Consider the following 21,717-nt stretch of genomic DNA (forward strand, 5'->3'; position numbering starts at 1 on the left):
TAATAATGACTTTGGCCCTCATTTTTGGTAGAACGAGGCTATTATGCCAAATAAGAAAGCCAAGAAATAAATGACAAGAAGGAGTAATCAATTGAACTCTAACAAGGATTTGGCTATTGGTGTATTCGATTCAGGCATGGGGGGGCTTACGGTTTTAAGGGCTCTGCGGGATAAATTACCTCAGGAATCTTTTGTTTATTTGGGAGATACAGCCCGCTTACCTTATGGTACTAAAAGTCCCGATACTGTCAAACAATACGCTATGCAAATGGCAAAAATTCTGGTTGAGCGCCGCATAAAAGCTTTAGTCATTGCCTGTAATACCGCAACGACGGCTGCCTTGCCCCATTTACAGAGCATGTTAACCGATATTCCGGTTCTGGGTGTGGTGGCACCTGGCGCAGCCGCTGCGGTGTCAGCTACTAAAAATCATCGTATTGCTGTTCTGGCTACAGAAACAACTATTGCTTCCAGAGCCTATCATGATTTGATCATAAAGAATTTGCCTGAGGCAGTTGTCAGCAGTCGGGCATGTAGTGTTTTAGTCGCCTTGGCAGAGGAAGGTATGGTGACTAATGCAGTTGCTCGTGAGGCATTGAAGCATTATCTCGACGATTTTTCGGATGAAGATGCGGTGTTATTGGGATGCACTCATTTTCCGGTATTTAAACCCTTGTTATCCAGCTTATTACCAAAAGATGTCGCAATTGTCGATTCTGCTCAGGCGACTGCAATTTCTCTTTGTGAATTATTGCAAAATCAAAATCTGCACAATGACAATTTAATAGTTCCCCCCAGAGTCAACTATTTGGTAACAGATTCTATTAATAGGTTCCAGAAGGTAGGCGAGATATTTTTGGGTGAGCAATTGAGTTTGAGTGATATTGAATTGATTGATGCTATGGGTTAATGTCGTCAATCCATCTGTATCACCTGCATCCTGGTGTCCTGGTGCACTAAACTTAATTTAATATGATTTTTTGCAAGGGCAAAGGTTATTCTTCCTTGGCGGGACGACTCATCAAGTTGCTCACGGCCTGTTGGGCATGAACAATACCATGCAATAGCGCATTAATTTGCTCACAAATTGGCATTTCCACTTTATTTTTATTGGCTATAGCACAAATTTGCGCTGCATTGTGTTTCCCTTCAACCACTTGGCCAATTTGGTGTTCGGCTTCAGGAATAGGCACTTCACGGCCCAAGAGCAATCCAAAGCGGCGATTGCGTGATTGATCATCAGTACAAGTCAATACCAAGTCCCCTACACCAGCCAAGCCTAGAAAAGTATCTTGCCTTGCTCCCATGCTTAATCCCAAACGAGTCATTTCAGCAAGTCCACGGGTAATAAGCGCTGCTTTGGCATTAGCACCATACCCTAAGCCATCACTGATTCCACAGGCTATCGCCAAGATATTTTTAACAGCGCCACATAATTGCACACCTATTAAATCATCACTTAAATAGACACGAATGTTGTCGTGATGAAATAGTTGGTGCATTTTTTTTTGATAGTTCGTATTGTTACTGGCCAAAGTGAGAGCTGTAGGCAGGAAGCGAGCCACTTCTTTGGCAAAGGATGGGCCTGAAATAACTGCTATGGGAAAATCAACCCCAAATCGACTGGCAACCAGTTGGCTTAATAATTGATGACTCGCTGGATCAACACCCTTCGTAAGCCACGCCAATCCTTGGGTTGGTTTAGGGATTTTATTGATTATTTCCGCAAAGGCATGAGAAGGAACTGCTATGATGACATAATCTGCTGATTGAACGCATTCAATTAAATCATCAGAAGGAATCAAATTCTCTGGAAAAGGTATACCAGGAAGGTAAGCTGGATTTGAATGCTGTTCAGCCATGAGGGCAACATGCTGTGGGTTATGGCCCCACAGCAGCGTTTTATGCCCTATTTTAGCTAAATGAATTGCGACAGCAGTGCCCCAGGAGCCGGCACCTAACATGGCAATGGTTTTTTTATTCATCTTAGTGAGAAACAGTCTCGTCTTTAGCTCCAGTTGCTTTTTGTTTTTCTTCCAGCTGCTGCATATATAAAGCATCAAAATTAATCGGTGCGAGTACTAATTGGGGGAAGCTGCCACGAATGACTTGCGAGGTAATTGCTTCACGAGCATAGGGGAACAGGATGCTGGGGCAGAAGCTATGAAGCAAGTGATCCAACTGACTTGCTGCGGCGCCTTGGATAGTAAAGATGCCCGCTTGCTTTACTTCAACCAAAAATGCTGTGGTTTTTTGATTCATCACAGTGGTTGTAACAGTTAAAACCACTTCATAAACGTTTTTATCCAGTTGAGTAGTCGTTGTATTGAGATCCAGTTTGAGCTCTGGTTCCCATTGTTGTTGAAAAACAGCCGGTGTATTTGGTGTTTCATAGGATAAATCTTTGATATAGATTCGTTGAATCATGAATTGAGCTTCATCATTTTGCTGATTGGTATTCAGTTGTTCAGTCATGTTTTATTCCTATTTTTTTAAAAGTTCATTTAATGTTCCCTGGGCTTCCAGGGCATATAAATCATCGCAGCCACCAATTGCCTGGCCATTAATGAAAATTTGAGGCACTGTACGCCGGCCACTTTTTTGTATCATTTCTTCACGTAATTCAGGCTGTAAATCGACGCGGATTTCTGTATAGATAACCTTTTTTCTATCTAGTAGTTCTTTTGCTTTGATGCAATAAGGACAATAGCCTGTAGTGTAGAGTATGACTTCATTCATCTGTTCATTTACCCTTCACTAAAGGAAGATCAGCATTTTGCCAGGCTTGAATTCCACCACTCAAAACCAGGGGTTGGTAACCTTGATTGCGGATTTTCATGGCTAGGGTTGGAGATTGTAAGCCTCGTGCGCAGACCAGGATAATGGGTTTATCTTTGTACTTGCTCATTTTTTGTTGTTCAAAATCATCAGGATTTACGTTCATTGAATTAATGATATGACCATTTTTGAATGATTCTTTGTCGCGTATGTCGATTACGATGGCATTTCCATTGTTCATTAAATCAACCAGGGATTGCGGTGAAACTTCTTTGGCTTTCTTTCTTTGAGAGAGTATTTCATTAATGAAAATTAAAAATACAACCACAACAAAGGCGAGCCAGAGTTGCCAATGATTGATGATGAACTGACCTAATTTTTCCATAGCTGTACTCAAGATATTTTTTAATTTGACGAATTATCCTAAGATTACTGCTTTAACGCAAGTAAAGTGTTACTAGTAATTGCCCTGTTCATCCTTTTCTCTATTTCTTTTTAATAAGACGTACACGGCTCCTAATCCTCCATCTTTTGGAAGAGCGCTGTGGAATGCCAGGACTTGACTAAATTGCGGCAGCCAGCGATTGATTAGGTTTTTTATTACCGGGGGAGCGCCTTGATGACCTCCTTTGCCGTGAACAATAAGTAAGCAGCGTTTATTATTGAGTGACTGAGTCTGGATAAAATCATAAAGCGCTTGGCGAGCTGCTTCAGTTTTTAATCCGTGTAAATCCAGCTTGGCTTCCCATGGAATTTGTCCATTTTTTAGTGCACGGAATCTCTGGCTGGGAATGTTTGGTCCTGAAAAAGATAAAATAGTGTTGGATTGAACAGTGTCACGAATAAAATCAGATAAAAAATATTCTTCTTTGGGTACGGACTGACTCTTGAAAGTTGTGGTTTTTTTTTCATGAGTAGGTTGCGTGGGGCTTTTTACGCGTTTTGTTTTTTCGTTTAATGGTTTTACAGAACGCATATGATGACGAAATAGAGCTTTATCCTCATCAGACAGGAAATCATCAGTCATTTTTTAACAGGCATCAAAAGAATATATTTAATTATAACTTAATTTGAAGTAATTCTTTAGGCTAGGTGAAAACCGAGCCATGCAAAGGGGCGTCTTAAATCACATCTCTTATACAAAGAATACAGGACATAGGTTTTAATTTAGTGTACAATTTGTACTTTTTCTATGGTTATGGTTGATACGCTTGTGAGTAGTTATTTTAGCAAGGAAACAGAAGAGCTGGTTACTATTCTGGATTTTTTACGGTTTAGTTTGTCTTGTGCAGAAAACGCGCAATTATTTTATGGCCACGGAACTGACAACGCTTGGGATGACATGAGATCCTTGATATTGAGAAGCTTGTCTTTACCATACGATGTTGATCCCTTTTTATTGAATGCACGTTTAACAACTAGTGAACGCAAACATCTTTGTAATCAATTGGATAAACGAATTAATCAAAGGGTACCAGTGCCTTATTTAATTAAGGAAGCCTATTTTTGCGATGTACCTTTTTATGTTGACGAACGAGTGCTTATACCCAGATCACCAATAGGAGAGTTAATCAATAATCAATTTTCCCCTTGGATAGAAGCAGAACGAGTGCATCATGTTTTGGATTTATGTACCGGGAGTGGTTGTATAGCGATTGCCTGTTGTTATGCATTCCCTGAGGCTCAGGTGGATGCTGTGGATATTTCAAATCAAGCATTGGCTGTCGCTACTATTAATTGTGAACGTCATGATGTAGGCGATCAATTGGCACTGATTGAATCGGATTGTTTTACGGCACTGTCAGGTAAACAATATGATTTGATCGTGAGCAATCCTCCTTATGTGGGGAAGGAAGAGATGCAGACCCTGCCGGATGAATACCGCCATGAACCGGTTTTGGCATTGGAAACAGGAAATAATGGCTTGGCTATTATTGAAAAAATTTTAAAGAATGCCCATGCTTATTTAAGTGAACATGGGATTTTGGTAGTGGAAGTAGGTAATAGTGAAGAGGCTTTATGCGAGACTTATCCTATGGTTCCTTTTACCTGGCTTGAAATGAGCAACGGCGGGCAAGGGGTGTTTTTATTAACAAGACAGCAATTAGAAGACTATTTTAAATAAGCGAGTAAGGCATGTCAGGGAATACCTTTGGAACGTTATTTACTGTAACAACCTTTGGTGAAAGCCACGGTCCTGCTATCGGATGTATAGTCGATGGTTGTCCTCCCGGCATGTCTTTAACTGAAGCAGATATCCAACCATTTTTAGACAAACGTAAACCGGGTCAATCTAAATATACTACCCAGAGACGAGAGGAAGATAAGGTACAGATTCTTTCTGGTGTATTTGATGGGAAAACGACAGGAGCTCCCATTGCATTGCTGATACAGAATACTGATCAGCGTTCCCGGGATTATGAAGACATTAAAAATTTGTTCCGTCCAGGACATGCTGATTTTACCTATCATTATAAATATGGGCATAGAGATTATAGAGGGGGCGGCCGTTCTTCCGCTCGTGAGACAGCCGCACGAGTCGCTGCCGGTGCTATTGCCAGATTGTATTTAAAGCGTTATTTAAACTTGGATATTATTGGTTATTTACAACAAATGGGCGATTTGAAGTTACAGTTTGAAAATGAAAATGAAATCAATAAAAATCCCTTTTTTTGTCCTAATAATAAGCAAATTCAGGAGCTGGCTGATTATGTAGATCGTTTAAGACGCCAGGGTGATTCTGTGGGTGCTCGGGTAAAGATACTGGCACGGGGAGTGCCAACAGGATTGGGAGACCCTGTATTTGATAAACTGGACGCTACTCTTGCTTATGCAATGATGTCAATTAATGCTGTTAAAGGTGTTGAAATTGGAGCTGGTTTTAATGCAGTGGAGCAGTTAGGAAGTCATCATAGAGATCAGATGGCTGCCAAGGGATTCTTGAGTAATCATGCCGGTGGTATTTTAGGAGGCATAGCGACAGGGCAACCCATCGAAGTGAGCATCGCTTTAAAGCCAACTTCAAGCATCACAACTCCAGGCCAGACCATTAATACTGAAGGTAAAGAGGTTACTGTAGTAACCAAAGGGCGGCATGATCCCTGCGTGGGGATAAGGGCTGTGCCAATTGCAGAGGCAATGATGGCTTTGGTGTTAATGGATCATTATCTACGGCATAAAGCACAGTGTAAATAATAAATTATAACGTTTCAAAATATAGCCATATCGTAGTCCGTTTTCTGCTTCGCAAGCAGGAATTGTACTTGACTAGCACATTGTTAATTGATGGTAAGATGAGGTCATAATGAGCAGATATTTGAATGTAGCTATCGTAGGTGCCACCGGCGCTGTTGGAGAAACCTTTTTGACCGTTTTGGAAGAAAGAAACTTTCCAATTAAGTCCCTTTACCCATTAGCGAGTTCTCGCTCAGTAGGTAAGACAGTGACTTTTAGAGATCAGGAATTGGATATTTTGGATTTAGCAGAATTTGATTTTAGCAAAGTCGATCTTGCTTTATTCTCTGCAGGCGGCGCTGTTTCAAAAGAGTATGCGCCAAAAGCTGTGGCTGCTGGGTGCGTGGTGGTTGATAATACCTCCTGTTTTCGTTACGAGGATGATATTCCTCTTGTTGTCCCTGAAGTGAATCCTCATCGAATTGCTGATTATACTAAAAGAGGCATTATTGCTAACCCTAATTGCTCTACCATTCAGATGGTCGTTGCTCTAAAGCCAATCTATGACGCTGTTGGTATTAGTCGTATTAATGTGGCGACTTACCAGTCTGTTTCCGGAACTGGCAAAAAAGCCATCAGCGAGCTGGTTGCTCAGGTAGGCGATCTTTTAAATGGGAGACCAGCTAATGTTCAAGTTTATCCTCAGCAAATTGCTTTTAATGCGCTTCCTCATATTGATCAGTTTGAAGACAATGGTTATACACGAGAAGAGATGAAGATGGTCTGGGAAACCCGCAAGATTATGGAAGATGACAGCATTATGGTTAACCCTACAGCCGTCAGGGTTCCTGTAATTTATGGGCATTCTGAAGCGGTTCATCTGGAATTAAAAAAGCCTTTGACGGCTGACGATGCTCGCGCGCTTTTGGCAAAGGCACCCGGCGTTACTGTAGTGGATAATCTTTCTAAAGCAAGTTATCCCACAGCAATTAAGAATGCAGTCGGGCATGATGATGTTTTTGTAGGGCGCATAAGACAGGATATTTCTCATCCTTGTGGACTAAATTTGTGGATAGTCGCGGATAACATTCGCAAAGGTGCGGCAACTAATGCGGTACAAATTGCTGAAATACTGCAAAAAGAGTTTCTGTGAAGCTCCCACTCCCGCAATAGCATAGATCAAGTATCTTGATAGAAAACCTGTATGCCCCCATAAGGTCATGCAGGTTATATTAGAAAAAATGCCATACTTTTTATATCCTAAGTTATACTTCTATTATGACTGTTAAATTTTGAAAAAGATGGCGAAAGAATATTATTTATCCGATGAGATCGAAGAAATAGTGCTCGCGAGTACTGTATTGTCTTACTCTCGACCCAATTTATCATCAAAACGCTTCAATGATTTAAAAAATGGAAAAACTCCCTGGGAAGCCGAACTGGATTTAAACGGTTTAAACGTTGAATCTGCTCGTAAGAGCTTATATCAATTTATCCAAACTCAAATAAGAAATAACAAACAATGCGTTCTGATTGTTCATGGCGCGGATAATTCTCAGGACAAACCGCCTTTAATGAAAAATCTGGTGAATCGGTGGTTGCCTCAGATCAATGAGGTATTGGCATTTCATAGCGCCAAACCCAAGGATGGTGGTTCTGCAGCTGTTTATGTCTTGTTGGGCTCAGTGTTTCATGTTGAGTTACCCACAAGATTGCCTTCCAATCGCAGTGAAAGTACTTTCTTGGTTTCTGAAACAAAAGCAATGGAAAGACGAAGACGTTTGGCTGAACAACAGGGAGAGAGAAGGTTTGCTTCTGTTAAAGCGCGTGAACACCCTGAAGAAGAAATCAAGGTTGCTCCAGAGGGGGAGTTGCAAAACAATATATTGCAACACCCTGAATTGAATAGTCAGCGTTTTGATGGAATAGATCCTAATTTAAACCCTGAACCGCCGCTTAATACAGAAGCAAGAAGGGAGTTTGATAATGAGAGAAGAGAACAGGATAAAGAAAAACAATTACGCTTAGGCAATATGCCAAAATTTACTACAGCACCTACCCCCCGGGGGCCCTAAATGAGTATTGCAAACGATATTATCAGTCATAGAATGCCTGATTTTGATGCTTATCTGCGTGCGGGGGAATCTTTGGATGACATCGATGAATATGGTTTTACTCCCCTCATAGAGTGTGCCATTACACGACAAATTAAAATAGCAGAGCAGTTAATTGCTCGAAAAGTGGATATCAACAAGCCAGACGTCACAGGACGCACTCCATTACATTGGGCAGTGGACAATAATGATTTGGATATGACCAAACTCTTATTAACCTACGGCGCTGATCCTAATGCCTACACTCGTAATGGTCTTTGTGTGTTGGTTTATCCGGTTTTGCGTGGCCAAGATGCAATAAAGCAGTTGTTATATCATCATGGTGCGAAGCTTGATTTTGCTCTTGATTTTATTAATGCAAAATTGATTGGTCATCGATTTGAATTGCAAGGCGATGTGGATATTGTCAATGCGAAAGGCGAATTCATCGAACTTGATTATGAAGGGTTTATTTTGGAATTCACTGTTGCTGTTGTAAAAGACTCTCTAAGGAGATTTATCAGTAGTTATTCGACTCGGCATTTAAGGGATTATTTTCCATATATTCATAATATTATGGATGCTTTTACTGATGCGGCAGAGCTGTTGCAGTATCAACATCATCCCAGACTTGGCGAACAGCATTTTAAACGTATCTCTGCTTTGTTAAAAGCCCCTATGCTAATTCTTCCTGCGGCGAGTCGCGGCCATGCCTTATGCTTTGTCCGTTATCACCAGTGGTGGGCAAAAATTGACAGGGGTGAAAATAGCTTACAAGAAGGAAGCGTTAATATTTACCGAATAACCAGGCCAGAGGCACTGACAATCAATTTTATCCATGATTTTTTATATAAAAAACAAAACAGACGATATTATCATCAAATGATTAATCAACAATTGGGGCTGCTTCCTTTTGCTCAAATGCCAATTAGTTCTCAAATTAGTGGAAATTGTTCGTGGGCTAATGTGCAAGCTGTTGTACCAGTAGCGTATTCTATGCAGGAGCTAACCAGCGTAGAAAATTTTAAACCTGATGTGGCCTTATCACTGTATGATGAGTGGGTCGAGTGGGATAAAGACAGGGCTCTTGATGAATGCATACAACGATTTTATTTAGCCAGTCCTGAACGTAAGGCAAGTATTGCTGCAATCTTGGGAGGCATTTTGTTTCAGGCTTGTGATCACGCTAACAAGCGTCATCTGGAAAGAGCGGAGAAAATTCTTAATATTCTGATTTTAGACGAATATTATTATGTTTTGAGCAGTTATCTGGAAGAATACTGTATTAAACGATTAACCCGTAAAGGAAATAATTTATTAAAAATTCTGGATGATTGTGGGATTAATCCTAATATTGGCGTTAATCCTGTTGCAACAGGTTTATGAAAATAAGCTAATAAGCCGGCCGCGCTGCTAATTCCACTAATTTATTTCAGTTTATTTGTTGAGCGATTCTCAGCAAATTCTTCAAATTTTTTAATTTCGTTCTTGAGGTTTTGCATTCCTTCAGTAAATAAAGTGTAAGATGGATATTTTTTGACTAAATGAGTATTGGCAAAATCAATGGCTTCTTCTCCTTTTTGTGATAAGCGTTGGTATGTTGTTTCCATGTTATCCATAGTACTCGCAACTTTAGTAAATAAAGCCAAAGAATGCAGCATGCGCGCGTATCGAACCGGATAATCATTCCATCCATGTTTTTTTAATGCCGCCATGTAGAGAGAAAGACATTCCAAATAAGAGGATACAAATTCGTCATCAAATAATAAAATTTTTGCTTCATCAAGGCTAATTGACGCATCATAATTTCTTTTTGGCCATTTCCATTCGAGTGGGACATGCATAGGAAATGCCCACCAGTCATAGTGATAGGTATTCTTGAAAAACTCGTCTGGCTTTTTCTTAAACAAATTTTCAAGAGTGTGTATCATGACCTGTTTTAGAATGCTTAAACGATTTTTTTGGTTTAATTCAACCAGTTTGATTTTAGCCTGTGAGGAAAGGTTGGATTTTTTTAGACTATTCTCAGTATATTCCTCTAGGGTTTTTTGTTCTTTGTCCTTGGCAAGAAGTTTAATAATATCTTTGAACATAACAGTTTTCCTTGATAACTACGAATTACGCAGAATAGAAGTGATTTGATTCAGGATAGACGCAAAATCTCAAGCTCTTCGCTTAAAAAAACTTTTACTTAGTGACTTAGATTATTAATACTCTGCAATTAAAAATTTTTTATTCCGCATTGAAGTGTATGTTCTGTGATTATAGAGTGTGTTGGTCTTTTTGTATATCTAATATACAAAAAGTTATTGGGATTTAGAGTAAGACTTACCGATTGTCATATTACACGGCACACCTCCCAATTATCAGTTATAGTTTGGGATTTATAGTTGGTGTTTTTTGTGAAGCAATTACTTCATCACAATGCTGTGCGATAAAGTCATTTACTATATCTGGAAACTCTTTCTGTAATAATTTAGATAGCTCTTCACTGTTGTTTTGTAATTTTGCAAATTGTTCATAGAGTTTAGGGGATGTTTTTTTATAAATTGCTGTGTAAATATTATCATTAAATAGCCCAGGGGCAATGATTTCAATACGAGGATAATTATCTTCCAAAACTCTAATAGTGATTCGATCAGGAAATTTCTCAGTAAAAAATTCAGTAGTTAACCTAGGGTTATTATGAAAGGGGGAATAAGGAGTAATAAAATCAACACTTGTTGTCTGAGGAATTTTCGTAACCAGTTTTTCTCTTAATGCAATCATGTCATTGAGAGATATTTTTATGTTCGCATTTTTAGAGTTCAGAGTCGTAATAGCATGATTTAACCCCTGTACCTCTTGATCAGTAGGCCAATTATTAGTTGCCAATTGAGCAATAGTATTCTGAACAATTTGCTCTTCATTGGATGTATTACCACTAGAGGGTGCTGACTCGGCAACTGGTCCTATGGCATGAAGATAAAAATCTGCAAATGACCAAGGCAATAATTGTTGAACAACATAGGTCTCGCCGGGTTCTGCGGAAATAGTCATGAGGGGATGTAATGCTTTTTTTAGAGGATCAATATAATAGATGGAATAGGAAAATCCTGACACATTTTCCTGATAAAGAGACAATGTAGGGCCATGCTTAATAGCCAAAGGCTGTTTTCCTCCAATAATATCAAGAAAGGTATGGTTGCTGCTATTAAATCCAAAATAGAAATCATGCCCGGAATATAAATCTACTCGCTTGACTAATTGTTCTATGTTATTGTAAGCGCTTAATGGTGATGAGGGGTGAGCAGCTAATAAACTAATCGGGATCATGGATACTCCTCAAATTCTACAAAGGGACATTTACATTCTCTTGTCTTGGTTGATAATATTTTCTTTATTTCCTTCCCTTATCTCTTCTATTTCATATTTAAATTTTAATGTAAATTCTGTGTTAGTGCGAGAAATTTTTGTATTTTTGTAATAGCGCGCAAATGTTCTGGTATGGGAAATGGTGCTCATTCGCCCTGGACCTTTTTATAACCAGGATTATCAGTATTGGAAAAGGCATTTATTCTTTCTTCCAATGGAATTTGAATTATCCCTTCTTTTACTCATTTTGCTTTGGACTGGTTGCCCCAATATATTGGATTATAAACCCCCATAATCCGGATCCATCACGCTCCAGTCGCTCTATTTCCTGCTTTATTGCTTTTACTTCAGGCGAGGAAACTAATTTATAAATGCCTCGTATTTCTTGTCAGCGCATGGCCAGCAGAATATAGTTATCCTTTTGCCGAATTCGCAACTCTAAGTTTTTAATGGTGAGGAAGTATGTACATCAAGTAAACGAATCGATATCATGGGAACTCCTATAACTGAGATCAAGGCCTAATTATTTAAGAGTGGGTGAGTTAATTTGTATTTCATCATCGTTTTTTTCTTCTTTTTCTTTACTATAAAATAACCTAATTGCTTCTTTGGATTTTGAGGAATTTGCCACCCTCTCAACTTCTGTAAAACTTTTGGCAGCATTTTCAGAAATTACTCTGTTACTCTCGTTAATGGGGTTTGTAAAGGATATTCTGTGTGAAGCGAGTGCTAATCTCACTTTATTGCAGCTTGCGCTGTTTTCATTTGAAAAAATATGTATTCTTTCTATTAGGGGCACATGTGCTACAGCTTCCTTGATTCGGTTTGCTTTCCTCCTGTTTCCTATACTAAAAAGACTTTCTGCATTTTTTTCAAGCCGCTCAACCTGTTCCTTTATCGCTTGCATTTCAGGGGAATGCACTGCTGAATTAATCTGTTTTAATTGTTGTAGGTTCATAGACATCATGACATAATCATCTTTCCCTTTTTCTATCATGTCTCTCATTGCTTTACAATAATATTGAGTGGCGGTATCGTGTTTACCCAATCCAGCATTTTCAATTTGTCTAATCAATTTTCCACATTCTTCTTTGATGTTTATAAGACTTTTATCATGTAAAGCATCCTCATCTGTAAGGTATTGTTTGGCTTTTTTTATTTCTTTAAATTCTACCAATAACCGATAATTGTTGCCCGCATCCCATCCACGGGCTCCAATAATTGTTAAGGTATTAAGGAGATGTTCAATGCCTAGTTCTTCATAAATCTCAATCAATTGGTCTAATTTGACCATTTGGTTATTAGCGAGAATTTGTGCATAAGGATTTATCAAATCATAATTTTTATCTAATAGTTCCTTAAATTTTGTCACCAAATTTTCATTTTTTACCTTCCTGGAGGCATTGTTCAACAGGGTTTCTAGAGTTTTTTGTTGAATGAGCACAGTAAATTCTTGAGGAAGATTAATTTGTTTTTGAAGAATTTGAGTCTGATTGATTACATTAATTATAATTTCAATTCGTTTTTTTTGAGTTTCTGCCAGTGTTTCAGAGGCATGTGCTTTGATAGATTCTAGTTGGTCAATGAGTGACTTTAACTCTTTAAATTCGCTATTTAAAGTTCCCCAATATTCAGTTAATGATTCTTTTAACTCAGAATGGTTATTTTTTTCAACGAATTGCATGGCTTTTTCTACTAAGGGCAGTGACGGCTTGAAATCCTCTCGTTTTAATATCTCTTTAACAAGAGACCCGTGGCCAAGTGCTGCTGCACGGAGGAAAAACTCCTCTTTGGGTTTTTGATCAGGTTTGGCAAAGGTTTCTTGCATGAGTTTTTTTTCACGCCTGATGTTGCCAACGATATCCATTTGCTCCACTATAGAATCGATGGCTGTATCGACCTGCTCTTCGGTTATTTCTGATTTATCAATCTTTCCACGCTTTATCTGGTCTAGATTTTCCAATTCAGGAAGACCTAATTTAAACAAGTCTCTTAATAACCCTATCTGATACTTAATATTTTTCGGTTCTTGAATTTCTCGACCAAGATCATTGACTTTAATGATAGGTTTCTTGTTTTTATCCAGAGCGATATTCCCATCTTTATCAAGCTCGTATACTGGGAATGTACTTCTGTCAAAAGGAAATCGATTATCCTTTAACAGATTATAAGCTTCTTTTAAATCGGCTTTGATCAGGGCTTCTGAATAGTTATAAGGTGGTTTGTCTTCACTGATTATGAGAAGAGGCACATCATAATGATATTGTTTTTTAATTTGCATCGCGTGAAAAGCGAGATTCAATCGGTCGAATAAAGTATCTTTGCAAGCATAAAGGGCTCGAGTCGCTTTTTTGGTGTTTCCTGCCAATATTTCATTATGATCTCGTACTTCGGGTGATTTTTTTTGTTGTGCAATGAGTTCCCGAACTGAAATAGCGTATTTAGGGTTCTTTCTGGCTGCTTCTTGGTTTAAATACTCTTGCAAGGAGGAATAAATTTCTTTAATTTGCTTTTGTGCCTGCTTATCTGTGGATACTTGATCAAGATACTCCTTAAGCTCTTGTCGAAGTAACATTTTAAAGTCATGAATTATCTCGTCTGTCGGGTGGTAATGCTTATTATTAAGAGATTTAAGAACTTTATCTGCCTTATCTTTCAGGTATTTAATTAGTACATCAGATGATGAGGCTTTCTGTATTTTGCTTTTATCATAAGCAATGACTCCAGTTGTATATCGTATTGGTTTTCCTGTATTATCCATTTGAGCATGGAGTAATTTATAAAGGTTTTGTTCATATTTTGAAGTATCTCGAATCCAGAATTTGGTGCAAGTGGCCATATTCTGTGACCAGACGTAACGCTCGTCTTTCAAATCAACCTGTTCAATATCGGAAAGTACGCCAATCGGGAAATAGTTACTTCTCTTGTGTTTGTAGCCAGCGAATGGTTTTGCTTTTCCGTGATCCGGCAACAAAGTATGAGCGAGTTTTTTCGTGTAGATGGTGTTTCGTGGCCCACTTGGTTTGCCTGTGGTTAATCCATCAGAAAGTTTGTCTGTGAATCGCACAGGTTCTGTCACTGGCTCTTGAAAGCGCAGCTCCGGCAAGGGGGTTGTTACCACTTGTCTTGGATAAGAAACACCACTTCTAGGATCAGAGTATTTCGTTTTATCTATAGGAAAATTCTCGATATCTTTTTCAGGTGGTTTATACCGCTCATGTACAGGGTCTTCCAGGGCTCTTAGCAAATAATCGTAATCCGGGAATTTTTCACCACTTAAAGGGGTGGTAGAGACGAGACGAACCAGAGCTCGACTACGTTCAATTAAATTCAATGCTTCTACCATCCCATTTTCACCAACAAGAGACTCTTCGCAACTTATCGTTTTAGGTGCAGTGACCTGTTTAAATTCAACTTGTCTCTCTTTGACCAATTGCAGGTAGTTTTTTCTGTCGACATCAATAGAAAATTGTCCATCGCCTGTGCTGTTAATGTCTGGCGTCATGCCAAAAAGGGTGGTGTAAGTTTCCTTAAAGGATTCTGCCTGTTGACGGTCATCGAAAAAGGCAGTGGTGGTGTTTTTGGGCCTGTCGTGTTTTACTTTGGCAATAACAGGCAAAGGGGGCTGAGCAAGTCCTGGTACTGGCGTGATGGTTTCCAACGCATTGACTAAACTAACGGCGTTCATGTGGTGGTCCACTTTATGTGGATTGCCTTCTTCACTGTGTTGAAAATCAAACATTTTCTTACTGGGATTCAGTTTTTGCGTATCAGTAAGGTATTTAACTGTTTCTTGAAGAAGCAGGAATTGACGATAGTAATCCAGGAGCGTTTCGTCACTGGGACTATTCAAGTTCCAGAAGAGGCTTAGTTCCTTAATGAATGATTTTGCTTCTGACACTAATTTAATCCGGTTTTCTCCAGAAATGGGTGGCGTAAATTGTTCGTTGATTTCTTTTAGGGTTTTTATAATCTTTTCTTTTTTTGTTTCAAAGATTTCTCTGGAGATCAATCCAAACATGGAGTTTTGTCCGGTTAACTCCAATGTATCAAAACTGCAACGTAGTATATTGAACGCTGATGCTAATTTTGCTGTTTCAGCGCTGTCTATTGTTTTGAACAAGCCACTTTGGCTTAAATAAGAAAATAAAATAGAAACACTCTTTGCTCCTCCTTCTTTAGCAGGATACAGAGGATAACAACGAGTTAAATCGATGCCATGGGCCTTGTTCATCATGGAAAGTTTGGCATCGGCCAAATCACGAATTGGGCCAACAGGAAATAAATTTGCAATGGAATAGCGTTTTTTGATGATCAAGGTCAGTGCTTGTTCGCGCGAAATGTCGTTTCCGACGCGCTTTTCTTTTTCAATGACATAATCTATGAATACCTCTGGTGGTGAAACTCTTAGGTCAATACAATCTTTGATATTGGAGTAACCCATTAATTCGACAATAATGGCGTCTTGATAGAGTTTATCCAGATCATCCCTATAAAGATGCTTGGCATTATCACTACAATATTTCAGGTATTCTCTTCCTGATGCCACCCTAAAACTTTCATAAGTAGCACGCCCCAGTTTATTTGCCCCGGTATCGTTGAATCCTGTTTCATCTTTACGGCCTACAACACTAAACAGCATCATCATCTGTAATTTTTCAAGCTCAGGTTCGGATAATTCTTTATAGGCCGAATTCTGTTCTTGCATAAAGGTATGTATTGCAGTGATGGAATAGGCGGCTCTGACTGAATGAGTTAAGCCATGGTTTGGGCGATAAACAATATGTTTTATTTTGGAATTAAAATCGCCTTCAAGACGCTCTTCATTCAAAATGGATTGACCTCGAGCAACAATATCATCATACAATTGCTTCGCTTTTAGTTTATCGGAGTCAAATGATTTTAAGTTTTCTTTTTGTTCTTCAAGAGCTTTGCGGATTTCTTCTGCTTTTTCAGATTCAACGGCTTCTTTCTCAGCTTTAGTGAGCTCAAGGATTTTAGCTTCTATTTCAGCCCGTTCTTTTTCAAATTCCGAGTCAGAAGCATGAAACTTGTGGACGAGTTTTAAGTCTTCCGGAGCTACAATCTTCCCATCCAAAATAATATCAACATATTTTCTGGCGACATCGCCACTTAAATGAAGCAATTTGCTATTCGCAAGCTGAATCATTGCCAATTGGTTAAACCAACGCCCTACCATCGGAGTAATAGAATAAGGTTTGGAAAAATGATTTTCACTGATGTATTCAACAGCTTTTAAAAATCGACTTCTATTAATTAGCGTTTTCATTTGTATGCCACTTCGAAAGTAAGCGTTTCATTAGTACTTCCTAACAAAATATATCTATTTGGATTGCTATGAATATTTTTTCTTTTCTTCAAAAATATTACAATGTGTAAATTAATTTTACCAATTCCTGTAGTATAAGTCAAAATTAACCCACTCAGGTATATACCTAGGCAGAATCAATTTTTGATTAAATAAAAAATTATATACATTATTATCGATCAGAATGATGGATCTATTTCAAATATCGATTCTCAGTCTGCTATAAAAATAGCTTATCTCCTGCAAGGGAATTACAAAATGTGGACAATTGTTTGCACCATTTATTGTGTACTTAATGGTATGGTCTTGCCCTGCACTATATGCAATATATGAATGTTTTGCCATACTAAAGTGTCATATGAAAATCGTAACGTACCACTTACAATAAATGTTTATTGTTGCGTGTAGTAAGATTACTTGTTTATCAGCTTAAATTAATTACGACACGGATGGCTTGAACTTTTAAAGTGGAGCTATTAATGAAGTAATTATTCTCTGAAATTTTCTTTTTAAAGAACTCAATTTCTTCATCACGAACAGCGGGATTAATTTTTTGCAAGGATTCCAGTCGATTAATTTCTTGAGAAGTCGTTAGCTTCATCGTTGATTTTGCTTCTTCAATAAATAATTTCATCTGGCTTTCTGCGATTTTGTTGGTTTGTTGCAGAATCGATTCAATGTCTTCACGCACTTGTTTAATAACAGTATAACCCAGATGACGTTTAAGTGGTTGGCACAGATTATTAAGCTGCTCATAACTTAAAATGCTTGATAAATTTTTACCGGTAGTATCCATCAAAATTCGAATTGGCAATAAAGGAATAAATCGGTCAAGTTGTAAGTATTTAGGGGCGGAAGAATTAATGGTATAAAAAGTTTCCAGGAAGAGGGTACCCGGTTTTATGCTTTTGATTGAAATAGTAGTCACTGTGGCGTTGCCAAGTTCTGACTCCAGGATCATTTCCATAGTGTCGTAAACCATGGGGTGTTCCCAACTTAAAAACTCCATGTCTTCCCGAACAAGGGCTTTAGAGCGAGAATAAGTGACGGTCATACCGTCTTCTTTTAGCCCAGGAAAATGAGCGGTTTTCATGTGGTTACCAGGGCGCAATATTTCGGCATTCTCGGAATGATATTCCTGATCAATTCCATACTCCTGATACACTTGCGACATGTAATTTTCAAGTTCAAGGCAATTTTCTTCTGCTTCTATCGCTTCAATGAGTTCTTTCCCTATAGTGTAATTACAGGAGTTTAATTCTAGTAATCTATCTCTTCCTGCATTAAGGGCTTCCTTAATATGCTGGGTATGCAATTGAGTATCAGCAATAAGCTTCTCTAATGATTGCTCGCTAGTATCCTGTAGGGGATTGGATAAAACAGGTGTCAGCCGATTTTCAAAAACTTCAAAAATTGAAAAGCCAACAGAGCAGCTTTGTTGAAGAATGTTGATTCCTTCGTGATACCAGCGAAATAGCTTTTCCTGCGCGGTACCCGCTAAATAGGGTACATGAATTTCAATGGGATGATTTTGACCAATACGGTCCAAACGCCCGATACGCTGTTCTAAAAGGTCAGGGTTTAATGGCAAATCAAACAAAACCAAATGATGGGAAAACTGGAAGTTTCTTCCCTCACTTCCTATCTCGGAACAAACAAGAACCTGTGCACCATTTTCTTGTTCTGCAAAATAAGCGGCGGCTCTGTCACGCTCTATAATGGTAAGTCCTTCATGAAATAAAGTACTTCGAATGCCTGTTTTTAATTTTAAATACTGTTCCAGACTAATGGCTGTTTTTGCCTTTGCGCAGATTACCAGAATTTTTTCCGGACGTAATTCATCAATTTTGTTAACAAGCCATTGCACTCGGGGGTCATGCTCTATCCAGGAGTCATTATTAAGCAAAGTTTCAGGGTAAAGATGGATTAAGTTGGATTCTCTGATTATCTTGGAATAAAGCGCTGGGCATGTTAATGCGACAGGGTGTATCCTTCTTTCGGGAAATCCTTTAATCGCTGCACGAGTATTGCGAAAAAGTACTCGACCTGTGCCGAATCTATCAAGCAACTCTTTGATCGTTGCATTAATGCCAGCAGGAGCTTCTTTACCCAAGAGTTGTTTTAAGTGAGAGTGGAGTTGGGGATTTAACTCATCTACGCCATTTTTTTCCTTATAATCCATGAGATCCTGAACTATTTTATTAATTTCATGGTATTGCTTTTCTTCATTTACAAAGGCTGAAAAATCATAAAAGCGTGCTGGATCAAGTAGACGAAGACGAGCGAAATGACTCTTCATTCCAACTTGCTCAGGAGTTGCGGTAAGAAGAAGCAGGCCTGTGCTTCGAGCGGATAATTTTTCAATGAACGTGTATTCGGGACTTTGTGAGTCTTCCGACCAATAGAGATGATGCGCCTCATCTACTACCAGAAGATCCCATTGCGCGGCTAATGCCTGTTGACGTGCTGTTTCATTTTCCATAAGGAAATCCAGGCTGGTTAATACCAGTTGTTCATCTTCAAACAGATTGCCATCTTCTGATGCTGGCTCGATTGGATTGTCGTTATCTTCCAACTCATCAAGTGTGGTTGGCATAGCATCGTATTGATTTGGACCAATGATAGAGAAATGCAGATTGAATCTCCTTAACATTTCGACAAACCATTGGTGAATTAATGAATTTGGAACAATGATCAGTACGCGTGAAGCACGGCCAGTATGCAGTTGATAATGCAAAATCATTCCCGCTTCAATGGTTTTTCCCAATCCAACTTCGTCGGCAAGCATCACTCTGGGAGCAAATCTTTGGGCAACTTCATAAGCGATATAGATTTGGTGGATAAGGTGGTTAGTTCGTGAGCCTAATAGGCCTCTTGCTTTTGACTGTTGTAATCGGCCTAAATGCTCTAATGTTTTAATTCTGAGTTTAAAAGCATTTAGTTTGTCTAATAATCCGCTGAAGAGTCTTTGTTGAGGGGAGTTAAGTTTAATAAAACAATTAAGTGCCAGCTCACTAACTTGAGCCACATTTCCCAAGTCGTCATTTCCTGTATACAGTAAAACACCATCTTGTTCCTGGATGGAAGTTACTTTTATTCTTTGCTGATCATTAGTAAGTATTTCTTCACCTGTTTTATAGACTATGCGGCTTAATGGCGCATTATCTATAGCATAAATTCTGTCCTCCCCAGCAGCCGGGAAACTGATAGAAACTTGTCTGCCATCTACTTCAGTAATAATGCCTAAACCCAGTTGCGATTCGGTATTACTTATCCAGCGTTGACCAATGCGAAATGTCATTTAGAGAAACGTCCTCATTATTAAAAACGAAAATGAACTGTATTTTTTAATGCGTAATTGTATCAATTTTTGATACAAGTTACAGAAATAATTTTAGTGGCAAATTGATTGTTCTATTTGCATGTGAAGGCAAATTTTTATTTTTAAATAAAAGAAAAGATTATTTTGTCATCTGATATTGCATGAAGAATATTAATTCATAAAGAGCATTAATAAGTCAAAAGATGATAATGCTTCATTTTGACTTAGTATTTGAATTTTCAGATCTTTTTTGTAGTAGGTTTATTAAAATAAAATTTAATTGCAAAAAATGCAAGAATTACTTGTCTTATTGATAATTTATGATTAAAAATGGACATCTAAGGAAGATTTTTAATCGTAAGGAGTAAATATGGCTACTAATGAAACAGAGCTTCAAGTATTGATCCAACATGATAGCAAATCAACAATCACTACTTCTAGCTTGGACAGTACTGATAAGGATCCTAAGGCAAGTACTGGCACTCCTGAAATTGAAAGCGGTAGTCTTGCCCAAATCGTCGATACACAAAAACAACTGAGCCAAGTTAAAGAAAGCCTGGAATCAATAGTAGACAGTATAGCGGAGAATCCCAGCCTGATTACTCGCGCTGCATCAGCCTGGGGCGAACTACCGATGTGGCAGAAAGTGACAGGTGGCATTGTCCTGACAGCACCTACTTTGGCAGTAGGATTATTTGCCCACATTGGTGTTTTATTAGTAATAGGAGGAGTAACAGGATTAACCTATACAGCAGGCGCAATTGTTTTGGACGACCATCATACTTGCAATGTGAATATTGCTAAACGATTAAAAGAAGGACTTTTTGGTCTGGCAGATCTGTTACAAATTACGATTGAGGCATTGGATTCAATTCGCAAAAAATTTGCAGAAGAAATTGAGAAATTTAAGAATGAAAACCTCAGATTAACTGATAACATCGATAGACTGGGCAATGAAGTAGAATCGCTGAGTGCTCAAGTCGAGTTATATATTGAAATTGAGAAGATGCTCCGTAAAGATACAAATGAAATGGAGCAAACCGTCAAAAAACTGCAGGAATCTACAACAAAACAAACTGATTTATTGGAAAAGAATCAAAAAGAACTGTCCAAAATTAGAAAGGAATACGAGAAAAGCCAATTGCAGTTGGCCGAAAAAATAGCTGAATTACATGAAGTCAGGTTGTCGTTGGGTCTCGAAGTTCAAAAGGCTAAAACAGTTGCGAAAACATTGGAAGGTACAGTCCAGACTTTAACAGGAACGGTTATAGCTGATGAAGAGCAACGTCTTTCATTTCAAAAGAAACTAGATGGATTCCTGAATGACAAACAGCTTAGTTTTGATCAAGTAGCTGAACGAATTTGCAAGGCAGAAGAAGAACTTAAAATAGTCAAACAGGAATTAAAACAAAGCAATGAGCGTTATAGTGAATTATTAAAGCGTCAGGAACAACAAGTTGAACGCTTGGAAAAATTGGGTTTACATAAATTAGAAAGAATAGTAGACAAAGAAAATGTTAAACCCAGTAATGACCCTGTTCATTCAGGTTTACTTTCCCATGGAATCTATAGTCCGCCCAAGGGTAATGTCACTCAACCTAAACTAGAGGTAGTAGAAGATAGACAAACTATTGCTTTAGTCAATTAAAACTCAAATAATCGGGCTT

The 21,717-nt window shown here is 38.5% G+C and carries 16 protein-coding genes; 7 read left to right on the forward strand and 9 right to left on the reverse strand.

All coding sequences use genetic code 11. From position 1 onward, the window contains the following. Nucleotides 1–70: 70 nt before the first annotated feature. Nucleotides 71–910: a glutamate racemase gene (gene murI, locus OQI99_RS00835; protein ID WP_265731085.1), complete on the forward strand. Its 840-nt coding sequence runs from the start codon at nucleotides 71–73 to the stop codon at nucleotides 908–910. A gap of 85 nt (nucleotides 911–995) precedes the next feature. Here the strand turns inward: murI and OQI99_RS00840 are convergent, their stop codons facing one another. The 5 genes from OQI99_RS00840 to OQI99_RS00860 form a co-directional block, all read right to left on the reverse strand. Beyond that, a complete protein-coding gene (locus OQI99_RS00840; protein WP_265731086.1) occupies nucleotides 996–1,985 on the reverse strand; it encodes an NAD(P)H-dependent glycerol-3-phosphate dehydrogenase in 990 nt (329 codons plus the stop codon). Between the two features lies 1 nt (nucleotide 1,986). Further along, nucleotides 1,987–2,475 carry a protein-export chaperone SecB gene (gene secB / locus OQI99_RS00845; RefSeq protein WP_011216200.1) on the reverse strand — a complete coding sequence of 163 codons (489 nt, stop codon included), beginning with the start codon at nucleotides 2,473–2,475 and terminating at the stop codon, nucleotides 1,987–1,989. Between the two features lie 9 nt (nucleotides 2,476–2,484). After that, nucleotides 2,485–2,739 carry a glutaredoxin 3 gene (grxC, locus tag OQI99_RS00850; protein ID WP_010948013.1) on the reverse strand — a complete coding sequence of 85 codons (255 nt, stop codon included), beginning with the start codon at nucleotides 2,737–2,739 and terminating at the stop codon, nucleotides 2,485–2,487. A 4-nt stretch (nucleotides 2,740–2,743) separates the two neighbouring features. Next, a complete protein-coding gene (locus OQI99_RS00855; protein ID WP_010948012.1) occupies nucleotides 2,744–3,163 on the reverse strand; it encodes a rhodanese-like domain-containing protein in 420 nt (139 codons plus the stop codon). Nucleotides 3,164–3,235: 72 nt separating this feature from the next. Continuing rightward, nucleotides 3,236–3,805, reverse strand: a complete 570-nt coding sequence (locus OQI99_RS00860; RefSeq protein WP_061513854.1) for a Smr/MutS family protein — start codon at nucleotides 3,803–3,805, stop codon at nucleotides 3,236–3,238. A 165-nt stretch (nucleotides 3,806–3,970) separates the two neighbouring features. Here OQI99_RS00860 and prmB point away from each other — a divergent pair, with 165 nt between their 5' ends. From prmB to ankH, 5 genes are all read left to right on the forward strand, one after another. Then, complete coding sequence (gene prmB / locus OQI99_RS00865) at nucleotides 3,971–4,903, forward strand: 50S ribosomal protein L3 N(5)-glutamine methyltransferase (RefSeq protein ID WP_265731087.1); 933 nt, start codon at nucleotides 3,971–3,973, stop codon at nucleotides 4,901–4,903. An 11-nt stretch (nucleotides 4,904–4,914) separates the two neighbouring features. Then, a complete protein-coding gene (aroC, locus tag OQI99_RS00870; protein ID WP_061513856.1) occupies nucleotides 4,915–5,973 on the forward strand; it encodes a chorismate synthase in 1,059 nt (352 codons plus the stop codon). Nucleotides 5,974–6,082: 109 nt separating this feature from the next. Continuing rightward, entirely contained in the window at nucleotides 6,083–7,105 is a 1,023-nt protein-coding gene (locus OQI99_RS00875; protein WP_061513857.1) for an aspartate-semialdehyde dehydrogenase, read from the forward strand. 148 nt (nucleotides 7,106–7,253) lie between these two features. Continuing rightward, nucleotides 7,254–8,027: a Smr/MutS family protein gene (locus tag OQI99_RS00880; protein ID WP_061513858.1), complete on the forward strand. Its 774-nt coding sequence runs from the start codon at nucleotides 7,254–7,256 to the stop codon at nucleotides 8,025–8,027. Next, on the forward strand, nucleotides 8,028–9,431 hold the full coding sequence (ankH, locus tag OQI99_RS00885) for a Dot/Icm T4SS effector AnkH/LegA3 (protein WP_061513859.1): 1,404 nt from the start codon (nucleotides 8,028–8,030) through the stop codon (nucleotides 9,429–9,431). Nucleotides 9,432–9,472: 41 nt separating this feature from the next. Here ankH and OQI99_RS00890 read toward each other — a convergent pair whose 3' ends face one another. The 4 genes from OQI99_RS00890 to rapA form a co-directional block, all read right to left on the reverse strand. After that, nucleotides 9,473–10,138, reverse strand: a complete 666-nt coding sequence (locus OQI99_RS00890) for a hypothetical protein (protein ID WP_061513860.1) — start codon at nucleotides 10,136–10,138, stop codon at nucleotides 9,473–9,475. Nucleotides 10,139–10,415: 277 nt separating this feature from the next. Beyond that, the gene (locus tag OQI99_RS00895) at nucleotides 10,416–11,360 is read right to left on the reverse strand and encodes a hypothetical protein (RefSeq protein WP_061513861.1); all 945 of its coding nucleotides are present in this window, start codon (nucleotides 11,358–11,360) and stop codon (nucleotides 10,416–10,418) included. A gap of 562 nt (nucleotides 11,361–11,922) precedes the next feature. Further along, a complete protein-coding gene (locus OQI99_RS00900) occupies nucleotides 11,923–16,689 on the reverse strand; it encodes a SidE phosphodiesterase domain-containing protein (protein ID WP_061513862.1) in 4,767 nt (1,588 codons plus the stop codon). A 463-nt stretch (nucleotides 16,690–17,152) separates the two neighbouring features. Continuing rightward, nucleotides 17,153–20,029: an RNA polymerase-associated protein RapA gene (gene rapA / locus OQI99_RS00905; protein ID WP_265731088.1), complete on the reverse strand. Its 2,877-nt coding sequence runs from the start codon at nucleotides 20,027–20,029 to the stop codon at nucleotides 17,153–17,155. Between the two features lie 391 nt (nucleotides 20,030–20,420). Between rapA and legC7 the strand changes: the two genes are divergently transcribed. Then, nucleotides 20,421–21,698: a Dot/Icm T4SS effector LegC7/YlfA gene (gene legC7, locus OQI99_RS00910; protein ID WP_061513864.1), complete on the forward strand. Its 1,278-nt coding sequence runs from the start codon at nucleotides 20,421–20,423 to the stop codon at nucleotides 21,696–21,698. The last annotated feature ends 19 nt before the right edge of the window (nucleotides 21,699–21,717 follow it).

Origin of the sequence: Legionella sp. PATHC039 (assembly GCF_026191275.1) — a bacterium.
Taxonomy (GTDB): domain Bacteria; phylum Pseudomonadota; class Gammaproteobacteria; order Legionellales; family Legionellaceae; genus Legionella; species Legionella pneumophila.

Coding starts and splice junctions, on each gene's coding strand:
- murI (WP_265731085.1), top strand. CDS start 71: ATGACAAGAAGGAGTAATCAATTGAACTCTAACAAGGATTTGGCTATT.
- OQI99_RS00840 (WP_265731086.1), bottom strand. CDS start 1,985: ATGAATAAAAAAACCATTGCCATGTTAGGTGCCGGCTCCTGGGGCACT.
- secB (WP_011216200.1), bottom strand. CDS start 2,475: ATGACTGAACAACTGAATACCAATCAGCAAAATGATGAAGCTCAATTC.
- grxC (WP_010948013.1), bottom strand. CDS start 2,739: ATGAATGAAGTCATACTCTACACTACAGGCTATTGTCCTTATTGCATC.
- OQI99_RS00855 (WP_010948012.1), bottom strand. CDS start 3,163: ATGGAAAAATTAGGTCAGTTCATCATCAATCATTGGCAACTCTGGCTC.
- OQI99_RS00860 (WP_061513854.1), bottom strand. CDS start 3,805: ATGACTGATGATTTCCTGTCTGATGAGGATAAAGCTCTATTTCGTCAT.
- prmB (WP_265731087.1), top strand. CDS start 3,971: ATGGTTATGGTTGATACGCTTGTGAGTAGTTATTTTAGCAAGGAAACA.
- aroC (WP_061513856.1), top strand. CDS start 4,915: ATGTCAGGGAATACCTTTGGAACGTTATTTACTGTAACAACCTTTGGT.
- OQI99_RS00875 (WP_061513857.1), top strand. CDS start 6,083: ATGAGCAGATATTTGAATGTAGCTATCGTAGGTGCCACCGGCGCTGTT.
- OQI99_RS00880 (WP_061513858.1), top strand. CDS start 7,254: ATGGCGAAAGAATATTATTTATCCGATGAGATCGAAGAAATAGTGCTC.
- ankH (WP_061513859.1), top strand. CDS start 8,028: ATGAGTATTGCAAACGATATTATCAGTCATAGAATGCCTGATTTTGAT.
- OQI99_RS00890 (WP_061513860.1), bottom strand. CDS start 10,138: ATGTTCAAAGATATTATTAAACTTCTTGCCAAGGACAAAGAACAAAAA.
- OQI99_RS00895 (WP_061513861.1), bottom strand. CDS start 11,360: ATGATCCCGATTAGTTTATTAGCTGCTCACCCCTCATCACCATTAAGC.
- OQI99_RS00900 (WP_061513862.1), bottom strand. CDS start 16,689: ATGAAAACGCTAATTAATAGAAGTCGATTTTTAAAAGCTGTTGAATAC.
- rapA (WP_265731088.1), bottom strand. CDS start 20,029: ATGACATTTCGCATTGGTCAACGCTGGATAAGTAATACCGAATCGCAA.
- legC7 (WP_061513864.1), top strand. CDS start 20,421: ATGGCTACTAATGAAACAGAGCTTCAAGTATTGATCCAACATGATAGC.